The following is a 19,995-nucleotide window of genomic DNA, read 5'->3' as shown; positions in this document are numbered from 1 at the left end:
TATTGTATAATGTAAATAAGCTTCTATGTATAGTAACGACGAACTTTTTAAAAAAATAAATCATATAGAGTTCTATGTTTCCAGTGCCAAGACCTGGTCATATTTTATGGAAAGGGGTCTGGGGCTTGACCTTAAGGCTTACTCAGGGCTTGAAACAGGCAACCGTGCCAAATCCTCATATGTATTGAGCAAAGGCGACATAAATCTTGTGTTCTCCAGTTCAATGGAAAAGCATTCTGAAATAAACGATTCAATAAGCCTTCACGGCGATGGAGTCAGGGATATATCACTGGAAGTTGATGATATAGAATTTACAAAAAAACACCTGGAATCTAGAAACATTAAAGTTTCATCAATTAAAGAGGAGAAAGACGATAATGGAAAAATCAGAAAGGCTGTAATGCAAACATATGGCGATACAATACATACTATGATAGAAAAGGGGGATTATAAGGGCTTTCTCCCCGGGTATAGGGAAGAAGATACACATGCTTCTGACACCGGAATATACAAAGTTGACCATGTTGTTGGGAACGTCTACGAAGGGGAAATGGACCAGTGGGTTAATTATTATATCAAAAATATGAACTTTAGCCAGCTTGTAACATTTGATGACAAAATGATAAGGACTGACTATTCTGCCCTCAGGTCCAAGGTTGTCAAATATAACGACAATATAGTATTTCCAATAAATGAACCCGCACAGGGATTAAAAAAATCACAGATACAGGAATACCTGGATTATTATAATTCACAGGGCGTGCAGCATATAGCACTAAAAACGGATAATATAATAGAAACTGTATCAAAGATGAAAGAAAATGGAATACAATTCCTTCCGACACCTGAGTCCTACTATGATACGTTAACCGAAAGGGTAGGCAATGTGGATGAGGATATTGAAGAACTTAAAAAACTGAATATACTTGTAGACCGTGATGATGATGGATACCTGCTACAGATATTTACAAAACCACTGACAGACAGGCCCACAGTATTCTTCGAAGTCATCGAAAGGAAAGGGGCAAAATCATTCGGTGCAGGGAACTTTAAGGCTCTCTTCGAATCTATTGAAAGAGACCAGGCTATGAGAGGCAATCTATGAAGATCTGCCTTATTGAATATTCCGGATCTTACCGGTACTGTATATACCAGGAAGGAAAATATTATGAAATGGCTCCAATGCTGAATATGCAGGAAGATGAACTGGTGAGGGAATTCTATAATCTCTACGATAAAATTATAAATTTAAAGCTGGATGATAAGTATGCCATAAAACCGGACACAGTAAAATATGGCGTACCCATACCGGGAATGAGGTCTGTGCGTGATTTCTATGCCTTTGAAGACCATGTAAAAAATGCAAGAAAGAACAAGGGCCTGGATATGATTAAAGAATGGTACGATTTTCCAGTTTTCTACTTTTCATGCACACCCAATGTTTACCCATCGGGATATAAAATTAAATATCCTGAAAAAAGCAAGGCCTTTGACTATGAAATGGAAGTTGCTGCTGTCATAGGCAACAGGACGATTGACTGCCATGAAAACTGCATGGATGCCATATTTGGATTCATAACAATGAATGACTGGAGCCTGAGGGATATCCAGAAGGAAGAGATGAAAGTAATGCTCGGCCCTGCCAAGGGAAAGGATTATGCTACGTCATTCGGGCCATTCCTTGTGACAAAGGATGAAATACTCAGTGAATCAGAAGGCGGAAAAATCAATATAGATCTTAAGGGCTATGTTAATGGAAAATTATACTCTCACAATAATTTAAAGAATATTTATTTCAGCTTTTCAGAACTGCTGGAACGGGCATCTGAATCAGTACCTCTGTTGCCCGGTGATGTAATAGGTAGCGGTACATTTGGCACAGGCTGCATTCTTGAACTTGGTTCGGAGAAGTATGGCTGGCTTAAGCCCGGGGATGAGGTGAGTCTTGAATCTCCACAATTAGGCAATTTAGTTAACAGGGTGGTGTAAATGGTTTATTATGTAAAAAAAGGGAAGGTGCCTGAACAGCGCCATACATACGATGACAGGTCACATATTTTTAAGGAAGAGCTATTTGGATTGAAGGCATTTGATGGAAAATATTCATTGCTATACCACAAATATGACCCGGCAGAAATTGAAAAAACCTCTGTGGAATACAGGGAAAAATTATCCAGTGTAGATCTTGTAGAACACAGGCATATAAAGACCGGAATGCTTGGAAAGCTCAATAACTTCTACACAGGCAGGCAGACTCTTTTCTACAATGATTCCACAAGCACAGGAATAATAGATACAGATACAAGCCCTGATACCTATTTCAGGAATGCCCTCTGCGATGAGGTTTTTTATGTACAATCCGGCAAAGGTTCCATCGAATCGCCATTTGGCACGCTGAAATTCAGGAAAGGGGATTTCATTTATATTCCAAGGGGAACAACATACCGCGCAGTTATGGATGAGCGGTCTTTCTTCTTTTTCACAATTTCATCAGACCATATGGATATACCTGCACATTACATGAATAAATACGGGCAGATAAAAGAGGGCATGCCATATTACACAAGGGATATTGAAATCCCGGAATTTCATGAAAGCACTGAATCTCCTGGCGAATACCATATAATGGTTGACTACGGCAGTTACTATCTTAACATTACCAGAACTTACCCTGTACTGGATTTAGAGGGCTATGATGGTTATCTGTACCCATTCACAATAAATATAGACAAATTTGCACCTATTGTAGGTAAATTGCACATGCCACCGCCTGTCCACACAGTGTTCGAAGCAGACCATTTTATGATAGGGGCTTTCCTCCCGAGATTATTTGACTTCCATGAAAGGGCAATACCCATACCATATTACCACAATAATATTGATTCCGATGAACTCATATTCTATTCCTCCGGGAACTTTATGAGCAGAAAGGGCATAGGAGAGAAATCAATAACCATGCATGTGCACGGGATAATCCATGGGCCACAGCCTGGGGTTGTGGAAAATAGCCTGGGCGCCACAAAAACGGACGAAGTTGCAATTATGGTTGAGTCATATAAATGGCTGATGCCAACGGAAAAAGCTGAATCTGTAAAGGATAAAAATTATATGTATTCATGGAAAGCAGGAAAAGATTGAATATTTTAAACTTAATTTTTTTTATTATATAAAAAATTACATTTTTGTGCCATCTAATACACAGCATAACCATACGATCTGGAATAAAGACAACTGATAATTTTCATACAGTTCACACACAATTTATTCTCATTTATTTCTTTTTATTGCAGAACAATTTGCAATGCTATGAAATAGGTATTTCATGAATTATTTATCTTCAACACAAAATTCTGATAATTGTCAGAAAAATATTTATAAATTGTTTTCCATAATCAAATCATGGCAACAAATAAGGCAATTGATATTTTAAGATGGCTGGGAATATTGGGCTCAGCTATATGGGCTGGAATACATATGACTTTATTGGGGCTAACTTTGCCATATATAGTAAAAGCATTCTTCGGATTTGTTATTGCAATTGCTATAGTATCCGCAATGATATACGTAAGTGATAAAAAAGAATTCTACTTGCCTGTTTTTATATTCTATATACTTGATACTATATTACTATTAGAGTCAAGAATAAGTATAGCTCCGGTATTTAATGAAAGGCTCCCATGGACAGCGTCCGCAATAGATAGTATCATACTTGATGTTATAATGATAATAATATCAGGCGCGATATACTTTTCAACAGGGGCCTTAAAATCAAAAGGGGCAAACCAGAAATAATAATTTTATAATTTTAATAAAATTAATTAACAAATTCTAAGCAAACAAAAAATATGCTTTTATTCTTCAATAGTGAAAATTGAAATTTATAAAAACTTTGTGTATGTAGAATTATTTTCTATCGGCAAGGCCAAGCCAGAATTTCTCTTCAAGATCAAGCATTCCCTTTGCACTGGAGATAAATTGTTCTTTCTGGTCATTGCTGTGTACTCCTATTACATTTTCCATAGCATCTTCATGGGTTGATTCCAGTTCCCTGTGGAATGTGAAATAAAGCATATCCATGTCTTTATATTTCCTTTCTTTCATGATCTTTAGCCCAGGCAGAAGTTTATCCCACATTGGTATTGCCATATTTTCAAGTGCAAATTCTGCACCTAATGCCTTTGCGTGGTCAGAGGAAAAATATTCTCTCATCCCGTCAAGCCATCCCTTTGTTGTAGAAAGCTGTTCTCTTTTTACAAGTTCTTCTGGTTTAAAGCCAATAGACCTCAGGTATCTTCTGTAAAGCAATTCGTGCCTTTTCCCAGAATCGCCACTTCCCAATTCGGAGACTAGAATGCCTGTTAATTCATATGCGTCGTTTTCATTCTCTGTGCTTACCAGCAATTTTGCCAGTATTTCTGGCCATTCCCTGGTAAAATGGTAAAACTCAATAGAAAATCTTTTAAATTCCTCATCGCTAATATCGCCTCTGGAAAATCTATTGATGAAATCATTATCAGTTGCTGAGTGGCTCTTTACAACTCTTTTTATTTCTCCATAAAAATCCGATTGTTGCATATACATAAATATACGCAATTATATTTAATCTTTTTGAAACAGACATATAAACAATAGAAATTATACATTATTATGTATCTCATCCAATAGTGTTTTTTTATTTTTTATCAATATATTTTTACATATTTAAAAGCGGCAGTAACTTATGCTGTTTCTAACTTTACTATAATAGAAATTTTAATTTAAGAGATTCTTGACACTTTCAATTCTACATAACAGTCTATGACATAAAAACAGTTTGAAACGCTAAAATTTAGAAATATTATTCCTGTAAACTTGAATTTAAACATATTTAAATAAATGTTTACCATTATAAGTAAAACTACATCTTATAGGGAAACAATAGGATGTGGTAAATAAAAATAAAGTGTTAAAGGTGAAGTTTAAATGTATATTTTAGCAGTAATATCAACTATAATTATTTTGATTTTAAGCTTAGGGCTGTCAATTTTGATTTCCTCCAATTATATAAGGAAAAAGCAATTAAATTTACTGGCATGGACCTCCGGACTCTGGGTATTTTCAATCTCAGTAGCGCTTGAAGTTGTGTTCTCAACAAATTATGAGACACCTCTGTTGATGAAATCATATCTAATTCTGGTAGCAGTACTTGTGGAACTCCTTGCCCTCGGGTCAGTCCTGCTTCTTAAAAAGCATAATATTACAATTTATTATGGCATTTACATGATAATATCAACTGTTTTTGTTATAGTTTCTGCAGTTATTTCCCACGTGGGAGATATAGTAACCCATGGTGTTGTATACGGAGTCCTACCTATATTGATATCCATATCGTCTATAACTGTAACATTCCCGGCAGCTATTCTGCTTATCTACATCTCTTTAACCAGTTATATTAAAACAAAGAATCCTAAATTATTAAGCATTGTTGTAGGAGTTATAATAGTTAGCGTTGCAGGTACGTTATATATTGTTGAATTCCCGGCTTTTCTATACTACGCAGAATTTTTCGGTATATTGCTTCTATGGATAGGTTTTGTGGATTTCAAGGTCCTGAAAAACCTCTTTAAAGCAAATAATAATATTGCCCCGAAAAAACAATAAATTATTGAAATACCATAAATCCCGCCATTTCTTCATCTGGCACATTAACACACGTTTTTCTGGTACTTTTGCTTATATTCCTATTAATTTTTTAATTATTTCAGTGCTGGCTTTAATTGTCTCTATATACATTCTCATCGGTTTATACAGATTTTCGAAATGGTACACCAGGAAATTGGAGAGTTAGGTGCAATATTGTATATTATTCCTATTGCAAATATTGTCTCACCATTTTTAATCTATCTTGCGTCGTCAAGAGCAGAAAAATTGAGAGCTGCAGATGAATGACATCTTCTTTTTATCCATAGAATAGAAAATCTCATGAAAAGATTAATAGAAATACAATTATCAGGTATTATGGCTAGCAGATTAGACAGAATACCAGTTATATCTGAGAAAGAGAAACCTGAAAAACCCGTTTTTTCCATAGATTATCTGGATAAATCATATGACCCTATGGATGATTTTTCAATGTATTCATATGGGAAGTGGGCAAGATCCCACCCTGTTCCTGAAGACAAATACGTGTATGACGCATCCACTGAACTTATGGAATGGAATAACTTTATACTTGGGAAAATTTTAGAATCATGTGCACAAAATAGCCAGAACCATGCGGAAAGGGCCCTGGGTGATTTCTACATATCTATTATGGATGTGGATGAAATTGAAAAGAATGGTTTTAAGCCAGTAAGCAGATTTATGGAAATAATTGATAGGATAGATAGCAAAAACAATATTATTGAAACATTAGGAGAATTCAATACTATGGGCATTTCAGGATTGTTCTCATTTGACTCCATGCCCGATGAGAAGAACAGTTCTGTTTACGCATGTTATCTAAATCAGGATGGCTTATCATTGCCAAATCGTGATTACTATTTTGATGACTCATTTAAGGAAATAAGGGCGCAATACATAAATCATATAAAAAATATGTTCATTCTATACGGATTTGACGATAAAACATCAGAGAATATGGGAAATACAGTATTAAAAATTGAAACAAGCCTTGCATTAAAAAGCAGGTCTCCTGTTGAACTCAGGGACCCGGATAAAAATTATAACCGGTTCCAGTTTAATGATATAGAGAAGGAATTCCCCGGATTGCACCATAGAGAATACTTTTCAAAAATAGGTTTAACCGGTTTAGATTACATTATAATAGGCCAGCCGGAATTCTTCCATGAACTGAATCCAGTTATTCAACAATATACACTGGATGACTGGAAAATTTACATGAAATGGAATGTACTTAACTCTGCAGCCCCGTTCCTGTTCAGGGATGTTGAAATGGAGCATTTTGATTTCTTCCAGAGAAAATTGCTGGGGCAGCAACTGCCTGCTAAAAGATGGAAAAAGGCGGTTTCAATTATCGATAGTTTTATGGGCGAGGCACTGGGCAAAATTTACGTGGAACAGCAATTTGGAGAGGATTCAAAGAGAAGGATGGATGAAATGATTGAAGACCTGAAGGAGGTTTTTATTGAAAGAATCAATAATTTATCATGGATGGGCAGGGAAACTAAGGAAAAGGCACTGGAAAAATTTAGCAAATTCAGGGCTAAGGTTGGATATCCATCTAAATACATAGATTATTCATCTATAAAAATAAGTCAGGATAGACTCTTCGAAAATATTATAAATTGCAATAAATTCGAGCTGGAAAGAGAGACTAAAAGAATAGGGAAGCCTGTGGATAAGGAACTCTGGGAAATGACTCCACCAACTGTAAATGCATATTTTTCTCCTACAGACAATGAAATTGTTTTTCCTGCCGGAATTCTCCAGCCCCCGTTTTTTGACCCTGAAATGGATGATGCTGTAAACTATGGGGCTACCGGCGCTACAATAGCACATGAAATATCCCATGGTTTCGATGACGAGGGAAGAAAATATGATTTGAACGGAAATCTGAATGACTGGTGGACACCGGAAGATGATAAGGCCTTTACTGAAAAGGCACAGAGTGTTGTTGATCTGTATAATTCCATTGAAGCCTTGCCCGGTATCCATGTAAATGGTCCATTAACACTTGGGGAAAATATAGCGGATATCGGCGGGGTGAGCATAGCATTTGAGGCACTTGAACGCAGGTTAAAGAAAAACCCGGAATTAAGGAAAGTAATAGACGGATATACACCGGAGCAAAGATTTTTCATGGGTTGGGCACAGAGCTGGAGAACTACTGTAAAGGATGAGGCACTAAAATGGCAGATTCTTAACGATGTCCATTCCCCGGAAAAAATCAGGGCTGAAATACCTGCTTATGTAAATCCAAACTTCCAGCACACTTTCACTGGCTTGTCAAATAATAATCTCAAATACCGCGAAATAATTATCTGGTAAATTTACCCTGCAAGCAGATTATTTACTGGAAACATTAAATTTCATACTTTGCAGGAAATTTCTGTAAAATTAACCTGTAACTTTATATTATATGCAGGATGGCAAATAACCGGGACTGTAATAGTTTATTTTATTTCAATACGTATTAGAAAAAAATGATATTGAATATTGCAATATTAGATTACTATGGATCAACTTTTAGAAAATGTAAAAATAAAAATGAAAAACTCAAACTATTTATCTTCAATTAAGGAAAAACTTCTGGATTATTCAGAGATAATAAAAAAGCTATACCAGTTTTCATTATACAAATCATATGAAGATATTAATATTAATTATTATGGCTATAAATTATACATTGACTTTGATTTCAAGCCAGATGTGCAGATAAAATTTGTTCAGCATATTCATACAAATAACTCGGCTGATGTTTTTTTCGAATTTATGAAATATGAGGATGTTAAACTTGAAAGAAAGGCAAAAAATGCTGTAGCTGCGGATGAATTAATTAACAGGCAATTCAACAATGTTAAGAGTTCAACACTTGTATTTAATCTAACAATAAATGAGGTCGATATAATTATAATATCTGATAAACAATATGAGACTGTACTGGAGAAAGATTGTGATTTTCAAATAGAAAATTAAATTACGGATAAACTATCATCGTTCTCTTAATGCCCTGTTGTCCTGTATTATTCCAGATTAATTTTTTTTATAAATCATATACCACATGCTGCCATCTTTAACTGCATAATTGTTTTTTATTCCATGACTCTTTACCTTGCTCATTGGAATTTCAAGTTGTTCCGGGCTATGGGGATTTGTTTTTCCGGCCGATTCAGGACCCCAATCAGCTATGATAATGGTCCCCGATGTAACTCTATTTATTTCATCCAGTGCCTTAATTATATCTTTAAAGTGATGAGCAGAGAAAAGTGATATTGTTGTTGTAAATTCATTATCCCTGAACGGTAGATTCTCTGCATATGCATTCATCAATTTTAATCTATTTTCATAAATTTCGGTTAAAAATGTGTTTTTTAACTCATCAAACCTCCATGTTTCCGGGTCTATACTTGTAATTTTCAGATCTTTATTATTTATCAATGCCTTAATTACAATCCCAAACCCGGTACCAATATCTAAAACATTGTTGCCGGTAACAAGCGGGCTAATTTTCTCCATTATTTCATCCATTGATCGTTCTTCCATAGTTTCATCTCTTTTATTTTAATATAATTGAAATCAATTTAAAATATAAACCCTATGTCAAATACAATAGTTAATGGGAGCCAGTGACTATGAATGCTATTCATATCAACTAACATCCAGTATTTTTCATTTATAGCGGTTAAAGAAATCTATTGTTTCTTTATACTGCGTAATCATATGATCCTTCTCTGTAAATCCATGCCCTTCCCTGGGGTAAACTAATAATCTTACAGATTTGCCATGTTCCTTCAAAAATCTGTAAAACTCATAATACTGCCCTATGGGAACATATGGATCTTCCACCCCGTGCATCAGCAATACAGGAGTTTTTACATCATGATCCATTCTTATTGCGGAAAATCCATCGTATTTTCTGAAATTATAGGGGTCATCATTCATATGTACCCGATCCCAGTTATAGAGATTGGATACACCGTGGAAACTAATCCAGTCAGAAATTCCGTAGAGCGAAACAGAAGCTTTGAATATATCTGATTTCATTATCGCCAGAGCGGAAATATACCCGCCATATGAACCACCTGTTATATATATTCTATCGGTCTTTATTTTTCCCTGTTTCTTAAGATAATTTATTCCAGTAATAACATCTTCAAAATCCATGCCGCCCATATCTCCCCGATTTGATTCAGCGTATTGCCTGCCCATTCCTATGCTTCCCCTGTAATTAGGGAGGAACACTGAAAATCCGGCACCGAGATACATTGTTGTCCTGTCTATGAATGCAGGATAGGAAAAGGATGTAGGCCCTCCATGTATGTATACAATTACAGGTTTTTCGGAGCCTTCCGATCTGAAGAAGCCGTAGATATCCTTGCCATCTGAGGATTTCCATTCTACGAGTTCTGATGGATACGCCTTAAGGTTCTGCAGCTCACTATTTATTCCAGATCTGCTAACCTTTCCAGATTCTACACGCACGATTTCTGCTATTTCCTTTTCATTGGAATACGGAAATACAAATATATTCCCATTGGTTGAAAATGCAGGTGAAAATACAGGATATACAATTCCGCTCCCCTTCCATATAGCTTTTCCGGATTCCATATTTCTTATTGTAAATGTGCCCATGTGGTTTTCCAGTGCATACATAGAATTCTTGTGAAATTCAATGTGTGAATATGTTGTTTCTGAGCCCATTGTAATATTCTTAGCATGTCCATTTTCCAAAAGGATTATATCTCCGGATATGACACCCCTGTCGCTCATTATTGATTCAAGGAAAGCTGCCCTGTTTCCATTGACTGTAATTTTTCCAAGTTCCCTGAAATCCGGGTCATAAACCTTTTCTACCTTTCCATCCAGGTATATTTTCGAAACAGATGAATTGTACCAGCAACTCTCCATAGGTTTGCTGGATGTAACAGCGTATATATTTTCACCATCATTATCGAATTCCCATATGTGTATATTTCCGGTTATTTTTTTAATTCCATGTGAAAGGTCCAGCAAATACATTTCATTCAACGGATCATTTTCTTCAAAAAAGTAGGCATCTTCAGGGCTGCTGTGTTTTTTTACTGTGGCTGTGAAAAGTATTTTATCCCCCATCCACTTTGCCTGCTGTATTCCACCGTCAAATTTTATGTTAAGGTCTGAAAAGCCATTCCCTGTTATATGTATTCCATGCCCATCAGCATACAGTAGCCGGCCTGTATCTGAGATATCAATACATTTTATTCCAGTTCCCTGAATCACCCTCTCTGTTGAAAGGTCTTCCTTGAGAATGTAAATATACTTATTAAACTCCTTTTTCTTATAGTCTCTGTACGTGCTTCCCGCCAGTGCGGCAATACGTTTTCCCGTACTGTCGATTATAACATTTTCAATATTTTTTAATCTCAGAAGATCTTCTATTCTATGCCCTTCCATTGTTTTATAATTCAAATTAATATTAAAACTTGGTTATTGGATTTCCATTAAAGTAATTGCTTTATCACTGTTTTATTCAATTCTGTAAGCATTTATGATCTGGTTACCAATAAAATATAATGTTAAAATTAATTGCAAATATTATAATTTAAATTTGTTTTTCCACTCCATCTTTCATGTTATGAAATTCTCTCCACAGTTCTTCGGGGAAACTATCGCCTATCTTTTTGAAAAATGGTTCTATTTCGTTAAGTTCCTTTAACCATCCCGGATAATCTATCTCAAAGAGCTGCTCTAATTTGTTTTTGCCTAAATTTCCAGAGGCGAAATTAGCTATGTCGGGAATTAATCCAACAGGGGTTTCAATGGCATTTGCTTTTGCATCCAGCCTGCTGGCAATCCATTCAATAACCCTGAAATTCTCACTGAAGCCAGGCCAGATGAAATTTCCATCTGAATCTTTTCTGAACCAGTTCACATAAAAAATCTCAGGCCTGTGCTGTACTAGTTTTCCCATATCAAGCCAGTGCTGGAAGTAATCGCCTATGTTATACCCGCAGAACGGAATCATGGCCATAGGGTCGTTTCTCAATATTCCAACTTTTCCAGTTGTAGCAGCCGTTGTTTCAGCTCTTATCATTGCGCCGAAAAGCACGCCCTGCGCCCAGCTCTTTGCCTGCCTCACAAGCGGTATGAGATCACTGCGCCTGCCTCCGAATAACATAGCGTCAATTTTCAAGCCTTCATTATCATAGAATTTACTAGAAAGATACGGGTAATTCTTTATTGGTGTAGTAAAACGTGAGTTTGGATGGGCCGCATTCTTTAAATCCGTAGTTAAATTGCCATGCCAGTCATATACCTCACTTACAGAAGGGTCAAGTGAATACCACCAGGGTTTGCCATCCGTTGTTAGTGCAGTGTTTGTAAAAATTGTATCCCTATTGAATGCTTTCATTGCATTGGGATTTGTTGTTGCATTGGTGCCAGGTGCAACACCGAAAAATCCATATTCAGGGTTAATTGCGTATAGCGAGTCATTATTGATATGCATCCATATAATATCATCACTCAATAGTTGCGCATCCCAGCCAGCCATATCAGTAGGAGTCCGTATCATAGATAGGTTCGTTTTGCCACTGGCGCTTGGAAAAGCTCCTGAGATGCCGTATTTTCTCCCGCTGGGTGATGTAACTTCAAGTGCCATCATATGTTCTGCCATCCTTGAGTTGTCCCTTGCGTGTACACTTGCTATTCTCAGCGCGTAGCCTTTTTTGGTCAGGAGGGCATTTCCGCCATATGCGGTATTTACACTAATTATCAGGTCTTCATCTGTGAAATGTGCAATGTATCTGTTATTTTTATCCAGGGTACCGGTTACATGGATTGCTACCACATATTTGCCTGTATTTTCAATACGGTTTATGGCTTCTTTTCCAACAAGCGATATTTTTATTAAGTTAATTACAACATATGGATTATCTGTAATCTGTATGCCCGCTTCACTGTATTTCGAACCTGCGGGGCCCAGAATAAATGGTACGATATACATGGTTTTATTCTTCATTGAACCTTTAATTAAATTGAAAATGCGGGATTTTAAGTGTTCTGGTTCCATCCAGTTATTTGTTGCACCAGCATTCTTCTCATCTAAACTGGATATGTATGTATCCTTCTCAGTCCTTGCAACATCATCTGGATTGCTCCTGTACAGGTAAGAATTACTGTAATATTTCCTATTCAATTCTATAAGTTCATGGTCTGTTGCCATTTCCCCTACCAGTTTTTTTTCATAAAAATCTGGGTCAGTAATAACAACAATATTCGCTGGTTCAAGCATTCTCACAAATGTTTCCAGTCTTCCATTCAATTCTGGATTTCTATGGAATAATAACATTTTTAGCTGATTTTCCGGATTTTTTGATATATTTTCTATATCACCCATATAGTTTGATGTGAATCCTGTTATATAAACCTGCTATAATTTTAAAAATTAATAAATAATATATTGAATTATTTATAAAACACTAAAAATTCTAATAACCGGCCTTTCCATTCTCCTAAAAACTTTAATAGTAAAAAAATATTAGTATTGAATTCATTTCTTATCGTTAAATATTATGTATTGTCTTATATAAAAATTCCATTGTACATTAAATTTATCTGATGATGAAAAATTTAAGCATATTTACGAATATAGCATCCAAAACCGGCAAACTATAAAAATTCCAAACGTATAAGGTATGGTGCTATGCCAAACACAATAGTGATATAAAAAGTAATATTCTTGTTAGGAAATAATAAAAACACAAGTTTTAGAAATCTGATTTTAATAATTTATCAGAATAGCTCGTGTTAAACGCAATGAATAATTATAATTCATAGTAAGGTTACTTTTTCCTTAACTATATAAAATATACCTCTGGAAGCCACCATTCTTATAATACTCAAACTCCGGGAGGATAGCGCTACACCATCTATCCAGTTCCCTCTGGTTCCGAGATGGCCATTTTATCAATGGAATGACCTGTATGCTTTTATTGTTACTATAATATATAATAGGAATAGATAGATTTATCATTTAACTTGAGTCAATAATTTATTCGTGTGCATTGCTTCATTGCATGTCATCTAGTAATTTTTTATATAACTTGACATTCTGTGTTTTACCGGTGGCATTGCAACTATTGATAAGGTCATTTAATCCGGATATAAGGTGGTTATCCTCGCATTCATCTTCTGCGCACATTTTTTTAATAGTTTTCAGGCCATATGAAAAGATTGGTGATAGAAGTGATACCACATCACTGTACCTTGCCAGTTCAAATAGTATATGTCCCATTTTTACCGGAATTATTACACTTCCTGGTTCTCTCTTAAATGCCTGTTCATAGGTGGCAATGGCGTCATCTGCTTTATTAAGCAAATATAAGTCATTTGCTTTTTTAAGAAATGCTGGAATAGCTGCATTTGAAGGCGATTTTGTTCCTTCATAGTAATTATCAACCAGTTTAATTGCCTTATCATAATTTTCAATGGCGTTACTATAGTTTTTCATATTGTCGTACATAATTCCCATATCATAATAGGCCGCAGCAAATCTACTGTCAAGTTCTATTGCTTCACCATAATATTTTAAGGCCTCTTCGTATTTTTCCATTGCTGCTAAAATGTTTCCCATTAAATCGAAATTATCCGGAACGTCTGATTCAAGATCCATTGCCCTCTCAGCATCCCGGATGGCATCTTCAAACTTATCCTGATCCAGATAAATTATTGATCTGTTGTAATAAGCTTCCCCAAAATTTGGCTCAATTTCTATAACTCTGTTATATTCTTCAAGCGCTTCAGGAAATTTTTCCATATACGAATAAGCCATGGCTTTTCCATAATGGAACTGGTATACACCTGGAAGTATTTTTATTGCTGTATTATACTGTTCTAGAGCAGGGCCATATTTTTTGTCGTCAAGAAGCAGATCTCCTTTAATAGAATGGTAATCGGGATTCCCTGGAGCCATATTTATTGCTGTATCAAGTGCCGTGTATGCCTCACTGTTATTGTTATCATTTATCAATGCGTATGCCTTTGCAATATAATACTCCGGCTTTTTAACTATGGATAAGGCCTTATCTATGTCTTCTATTGCCTTCTTGCTCTCGTCTGTATATATATAACACCACGACCGCTTTTCATAATACTCTGGATTGCCATTATCTAATTTAATGGCCCTGGTTAACGGAAGGATTGCTTTATCATATATTTCATCATTAAAAAGTTTCATTGCTTCGTTATAATATTTGTCAACCTGTTTATCAATACTTTTATCAGCCATAGGGATTATAGCCTTAAGTTATATAATAAAGTTCTATTCTTTACTGATATTGCCCATGGCTTTTTCCAATGCTGGCACATTTGTATAAATTATACCTGATATGTGCGTATAACTAAATTATGTTGTCTCGAGGTCAATTATTCATTGTTTTTATCTTTTCTGGAAGTTATATGAAAACTATCAATATACAAAACGTATGTTTATTAATACTATAGCTATGTTAATAAAAAGTGGTAAATATACCAAAAAGCACCAGTTATTTATTAAAAATGAATGCCATACATCTTGGCACCAATTATCTATGGATTTCATATGAATCTTATATACTGCCCATTGAATTATTGTCGTATAATAAAAGTAGTTTATTCCTGGGAATAATTGCATTTATAGGTACTGCCCTCGGTGTATTTATTGGTCTTTTTTTCGGGACATTGAGTGACAAGTATAATTTTGGGTGGGGTCGCCGTGGACCTTATATTATGGCTGGAGCAATATTCATAGTGCTATCAATGTTTCTTAATCAGCTTCTAACTATTACACTTGCGGGCGTTCTTCTCGGGTATATTATGATACAGATCTCTTCGAATGTAGCAGTAGGGGCATACCAGCCACTATACGCAGATATTCTGGGAGAAGATCAAAGAGGTAAGGGTAGTGGAATAGGGGGCATATTCAGACTTTTAGGCTCTATGATGGGATATGGCATCACAGGTTTCCTGATAGACACACCGTATAGGCAGTATGTAATTGTTTTAATAACGGTCGTAGTGGTGGTTACTGCCCTCCTGTCCACCAACACCATAAAGAAATCAGACCTGATAATTAAGCGGAAGAAGCCGGGGATAACAAAATTATTCATGGATATGTTCAATTTAAAAAATGGTTTAAAAAATTATATCTATGTAGTTGTTGGAAGCTTCATGGTATTTTCAGGTGTTATAGGGCTATCATTCTTTGAGCTGTATTTTTTTAAATACATATTGCATTACGCAAATCCGGCATATTATGTCTCAATAGCTGGCATTGTAGTACTTATTACATCTGCGTTTGCATCATTTGTTTTCGGTGTATTGTCAGATAAAATAGGCAGGAAAAAAATCCTTGTTTATATAACCGTTATCGGTGGAATCGCAATGATTCTCATACCTGAATTTGAGAAATTTGTCTATTTTCTTATATTAGGCTCCATAATAGGCATGTCATATGGAATATTTATGAGTGTTTCAGATGCTTTAGCCAGCGATATGGCCCCCGGTGAGGAAACTGGAAAATATATGGGTTACTATAATATGGCCACAGGTGGCGCATCCTCTGTGTCACCCCTCATATACGGATTAATCCTTTATTTTTCTTCATCCTATTCCCTGGGTTTCAGATATGTTTTTTATGCCGCAGGAGGATTTTTCTTTATAGGATTTGCTATGTTTTATAAGATACTGAAAGATTAATTTATAAGCTACCTGCTTATCCATTATAGTGAACGAACACTCATTGAAGTCTTTCAGGTATATTTTTGGGATGAATTCCGTATATCTTGGAAATAATTATTTATGGACTTCCTTTGAGTCATTATTCCTCCCATATGTAATAGAATTATTAGTTCCATCCAGGCTCCAGACGATATATCTTGGAATAATTGCTTTTGCGGGCATAATTATCGGAATTGCATTCAATTTTCTTTCCGGATCATTTTCAGATAAATTCCATTCAAGATATGGCCGTAGAAGACCTATGATTTTAATAGGTTCTATAATTGTTATATTTTCTTTATTGCTATTTATAATAATCAAAGAAACCATTGTTACAATTTTTATTATTTACATCCTGATTGAGATCGGGTCCAATATTGCTTATGGCTCCTACCAGCCGTTGATTAGAGATATAATCCCCGAATCGCAGAGAAGTACATCATCAGGAGTAGGTGGTTTTTTCACACTGATTGGTTCAGCTTTTGGATTCGGGTTATCGGGAGTTTTAATCGGAACAGGGCGAATAGAGCTTGCCACTGTATTAATCCTTATAACTATAGCTGCAGGGTCTATAATCACAATATTTACAATAAAAAGAGAGGATTATATTAGCAGCTCTGAAATTATACACCGGAAGCTTTCCGGTGTTATTAAAAACTTTAAACAATCTACAAAATTTAAATGGATGGCAATAGCTAATTTTTTCATAACCACAGGGAGCTCTGGACTGGTATTCTTTGAATATTACTATTTTGAATATTCACTTGATTTGAAAGATACTGCAATCTATGTTGCAATAGCAGGTGTAACTATACTTTTAATTTCAGCATTGTCTACTGTGGGCATAGGAATTCTTGCTGATAAAATAAATAAAGAAATATTTCTGTTAATATTTCCATTGATAAGTGGATTCAGCATATTATTTATCTCGTTCATACACGCATTTTACTTATTTTTAGTCCTTGGTTCATTAATAGGTATAGCATATGGAAATTATTTTACAATTACAAATTCATATATGAGTTTCATAGTTCCGCATGGAAGTGCAGGCAAATATTTATCCATATTCCTTGTTTCCACAGAGATAGGTGCAGCGTTTTCCCCATTGATATATGGTCTGGTCCTTTTTCTATTCCGGGGTATGGGATCTGCTGAGTATTCCCGGCTTTTTGAATTATCCTCTATTTTCTATTTTATAGGTTTTGCCCTGATACTGTTAAAGGTGGTCAACATACAAGGTACTGCGAATGGTCGGGCTTAGGGCGCAAAATTTTACCGTTTACCCTGAATATAAGGAAAATAATACTGTATCTCAGGATACCTGGTTGTAATATATAAGGATTTTTCTTTTATATAAAGAAAATTATTAAATAAGTTATAATATTGTTATTACAATGAATTATTTATATTATAACAACACCAAATCTTTTCTTGAAGAATACAATAAAGATTTTCCAGATGCCCTGGCAAACAAATATAGAGAACTATTTCATGTATCTCCCGGGTTATACCTGTATAATTCCTGGAAGGGTTCTATTGCATATCTATATAATCTGATCACAGCACTTAACAGCAAGGGCATTGTTCTTGAGTACATCATTCCTGCAGGAGGAGAGCGGGCAGATGCTATATTTGTCGGAAATACTGTATCTCCATCACTGATGATAATTGAAATGAAAGGCTGGAGAACCATGGAAATAGTCGATGATTATTCTGTAATTGCTGATAACAAAAAAGAAGTTAATCCTTCATATCAGGTGTTGAACTATTCTGGAAAAATAAAGTATAGTATAGAAGGGATAGAAAATTTTAACATTAATTCTATGGTCATTTTATACAACATATTAAATCACAACAAATCTATGGATGGAATATATTCTGGAAATGAACGGGAATTAATAATAAAGGAATTGAAGAAAAATTTAGACCCTGGATTCGATCCTCACAGCCTGACGACCTTTGTCAATGCAAGGTACAGGCAAAATATAAACTTATTTGAGGCTGTAAGGAAATACCATCTTGATATCAAAAATGGCGCAATGAAAGCCCTTGCATCTGAAGGTTATGGCCTTTACAGCGAGCAATTGGAGCCCTATCTTGAAATAATTAATAACCTGCTTACAGGAACGCCAGGAAATTATATAATCCACGGCGGACCCGGTTCCGGAAAATCATTGATTGCCCTCAACCTTCTTCTCAGGTCATCAGCAATGGGCAAACAATCTGTACTTTCTTACAGGAATAACAGGATGGTCGCATCGCTGCGTAAACTCCTTGATAGTATTAGCACGGGAATGTCCACCCTGATTAAATATTATTCAACCGGAAGGCCCGGCAATCCCGGTGTTGCTGAAGATAAATTTCCAGTACATTATGATATTGCTATATTCGACGAATCACAGAGAATGACCGTTAAAAATATTAAAAATGCAGGAAAAGTAGCAGATATATCGGTATTCTTCTATGACGATTCCCAGATACTTGGAACGCGCGAACAGGGAACACAATCAAATTTTTTAAAGTATCTTGAGAACCCGCATGAAATAACACTTAAAGGCTTATATAGAAATGGTAATGAGTACGGAGAATTTGTAAATAAACTGCTGAAAGGTGAATCCACAATTTATCCTGAACCGTATGACCTGCAATATTTTCCAGATATAAAATGCCTTATAAATACACTTAAAACAAAAATAGACCTTGGAAAAAAATCCGCTCTGGTTGCCTCATTCACTGAAGCAAAGGGAAACATACACGATATTAATTCACAGGATAATATCAGGATAGGGGATAGAATTCCATCAGGGCTTAATCTATACTCTGGAACCGGAATAGCGGTAAGGTGGCTTATGGACCCTAAAAAAGAGTATGCTCCTTTCTGGGTAGGTGGGGAATCAAATAAACTGGAGAAATGTGCTTCTGTTTATGGCGCACAGGGATTTGAAGCTGATTATACCGGTGTCATATGGGGAAGAGACCTTGTGAGGAGAGATAATAAATGGGTGCTTGGAGACAATTGCGAAGATTTTGAAATTAAAAAACTATTCTTTAAAGGAAAGAATGGAGATAAAACATCATATGACACTGCTATAGAGCTTCTTGTTAATCGATACAGAATTCTTCTAACAAGGGGAATTTATGGAACCTATATATTCTGTGAAGACAGCGAAACTGGTGAATACCTTAAAAGACAATGCCATGTGGAAATGGATTTGAATGATCGTAGCAATTCTATGGATGTACAATAATATAGTAAAATAACTGAATTTAAAACCACCGGTGAAATTGAACCTAAGGATATGCAGTATTTCACTCTACTGGCAGTGCTTTCCTATGCTCAATAAATCTTTGCATTAGCAACTGCTCGATATCTGTAAAACGGAACAACAATATAGTCAGGCAGTGGGAAAAACGCCACTATGATAAACATCACGGTGTAACCAAGTCTATACACAGGTTCAAATATTCCAAAACTGATGTGCTTAAGGTCTATCTAACCGATGAAGTGTAAGTAACTATTTGCAATTCCTATTGTACTTAAAACTATGAATATCATAAGAAGGATCAGAACATATATTTCATATTTTTCCTGGTTTT

At 35.5% G+C, this 19,995-nt stretch carries 16 protein-coding genes; 11 read left to right on the top strand and 5 right to left on the bottom strand.

Annotation, left to right across the window (positions count from 1 at the left end):
* The first annotated feature begins 25 nt into the window (after positions 1-25).
* From hppD to fad_RS05210, 4 genes are all read left to right on the top strand, one after another.
* The gene (hppD, locus tag fad_RS05225; protein WP_081142426.1) at positions 26-1,105 is read left to right on the top strand and encodes a 4-hydroxyphenylpyruvate dioxygenase; all 1,080 of its coding nucleotides are present in this window, start codon (positions 26-28) and stop codon (positions 1,103-1,105) included.
* Positions 1,102-1,989, top strand: a complete 888-nt coding sequence (locus fad_RS05220; protein WP_081142425.1) for a fumarylacetoacetate hydrolase family protein — start codon at positions 1,102-1,104, stop codon at positions 1,987-1,989. The genes hppD and fad_RS05220 overlap by 4 nt, the downstream gene beginning before the upstream one ends.
* Positions 1,990-3,138, top strand: a complete 1,149-nt coding sequence (locus fad_RS05215) for a homogentisate 1,2-dioxygenase (protein WP_081142423.1) — start codon at positions 1,990-1,992, stop codon at positions 3,136-3,138.
* A 261-nt stretch (positions 3,139-3,399) separates the two neighbouring features.
* Positions 3,400-3,792, top strand: a complete 393-nt coding sequence (locus fad_RS05210) for a hypothetical protein (protein ID WP_081142421.1) — start codon at positions 3,400-3,402, stop codon at positions 3,790-3,792.
* 111 nt (positions 3,793-3,903) lie between these two features.
* Here fad_RS05210 and fad_RS05205 read toward each other — a convergent pair whose 3' ends face one another.
* Positions 3,904-4,575, bottom strand: coding sequence for a TenA family transcriptional regulator (locus fad_RS05205; protein ID WP_081142419.1), 672 nt, complete (start codon positions 4,573-4,575; stop codon positions 3,904-3,906).
* A 387-nt stretch (positions 4,576-4,962) separates the two neighbouring features.
* Here fad_RS05205 and fad_RS05200 point away from each other — a divergent pair, with 387 nt between their 5' ends.
* The 4 genes from fad_RS05200 to fad_RS05190 all read left to right on the top strand — a co-directional run bounded on the left by fad_RS05200 (position 4,963) and on the right by fad_RS05190 (position 8,637).
* Entirely contained in the window at positions 4,963-5,640 is a 678-nt protein-coding gene (locus fad_RS05200) for a hypothetical protein (protein WP_081142417.1), read from the top strand.
* Positions 5,641-5,799: 159 nt separating this feature from the next.
* The gene (locus tag fad_RS09540; RefSeq protein WP_257788212.1) at positions 5,800-5,928 is read left to right on the top strand and encodes a hypothetical protein; all 129 of its coding nucleotides are present in this window, start codon (positions 5,800-5,802) and stop codon (positions 5,926-5,928) included.
* Positions 5,929-5,997: 69 nt separating this feature from the next.
* On the top strand, positions 5,998-7,989 hold the full coding sequence (locus fad_RS05195; RefSeq protein ID WP_196795579.1) for a M13 family metallopeptidase: 1,992 nt from the start codon (positions 5,998-6,000) through the stop codon (positions 7,987-7,989).
* A gap of 186 nt (positions 7,990-8,175) precedes the next feature.
* Positions 8,176-8,637: a hypothetical protein gene (locus fad_RS05190; RefSeq protein ID WP_009886146.1), complete on the top strand. Its 462-nt coding sequence runs from the start codon at positions 8,176-8,178 to the stop codon at positions 8,635-8,637.
* Positions 8,638-8,694: 57 nt separating this feature from the next.
* Here fad_RS05190 and fad_RS05185 read toward each other — a convergent pair whose 3' ends face one another.
* The 4 genes from fad_RS05185 to fad_RS05170 all read right to left on the bottom strand — a co-directional run bounded on the left by fad_RS05185 (position 8,695) and on the right by fad_RS05170 (position 14,929).
* The gene (locus fad_RS05185; RefSeq protein WP_019841317.1) at positions 8,695-9,204 is read right to left on the bottom strand and encodes a class I SAM-dependent methyltransferase; all 510 of its coding nucleotides are present in this window, start codon (positions 9,202-9,204) and stop codon (positions 8,695-8,697) included.
* A 126-nt stretch (positions 9,205-9,330) separates the two neighbouring features.
* Complete coding sequence (locus tag fad_RS05180) at positions 9,331-11,094, bottom strand: alpha/beta hydrolase family protein (protein WP_081142413.1); 1,764 nt, start codon at positions 11,092-11,094, stop codon at positions 9,331-9,333.
* A 148-nt stretch (positions 11,095-11,242) separates the two neighbouring features.
* Positions 11,243-13,039: a phosphoenolpyruvate carboxykinase (GTP) gene (locus tag fad_RS05175; RefSeq protein ID WP_009886143.1), complete on the bottom strand. Its 1,797-nt coding sequence runs from the start codon at positions 13,037-13,039 to the stop codon at positions 11,243-11,245.
* A gap of 672 nt (positions 13,040-13,711) precedes the next feature.
* The gene (locus tag fad_RS05170) at positions 13,712-14,929 is read right to left on the bottom strand and encodes a tetratricopeptide repeat protein (RefSeq protein WP_009886140.1); all 1,218 of its coding nucleotides are present in this window, start codon (positions 14,927-14,929) and stop codon (positions 13,712-13,714) included.
* 230 nt (positions 14,930-15,159) lie between these two features.
* Between fad_RS05170 and fad_RS05165 the strand changes: the two genes are divergently transcribed.
* From fad_RS05165 to fad_RS05155, 3 genes are all read left to right on the top strand, one after another.
* Complete coding sequence (locus fad_RS05165) at positions 15,160-16,377, top strand: MFS transporter (protein WP_009886139.1); 1,218 nt, start codon at positions 15,160-15,162, stop codon at positions 16,375-16,377.
* 70 nt (positions 16,378-16,447) lie between these two features.
* Positions 16,448-17,659, top strand: a complete 1,212-nt coding sequence (locus tag fad_RS05160; protein WP_081143162.1) for an MFS transporter — start codon at positions 16,448-16,450, stop codon at positions 17,657-17,659.
* A gap of 133 nt (positions 17,660-17,792) precedes the next feature.
* Positions 17,793-19,646, top strand: coding sequence for a DNA/RNA helicase domain-containing protein (locus tag fad_RS05155; protein WP_081142411.1), 1,854 nt, complete (start codon positions 17,793-17,795; stop codon positions 19,644-19,646).
* Positions 19,647-19,995: the final 349 nt, after the last annotated feature.

This window comes from Ferroplasma acidiphilum (assembly GCF_002078355.1).
In the GTDB taxonomy this organism is placed as follows: domain Archaea; phylum Thermoplasmatota; class Thermoplasmata; order Thermoplasmatales; family Thermoplasmataceae; genus Ferroplasma; species Ferroplasma acidiphilum.
The sequence above is the reverse complement of the archived record's forward strand: the minus strand, read 5'-3'. Positions and strand labels throughout refer to the sequence as shown.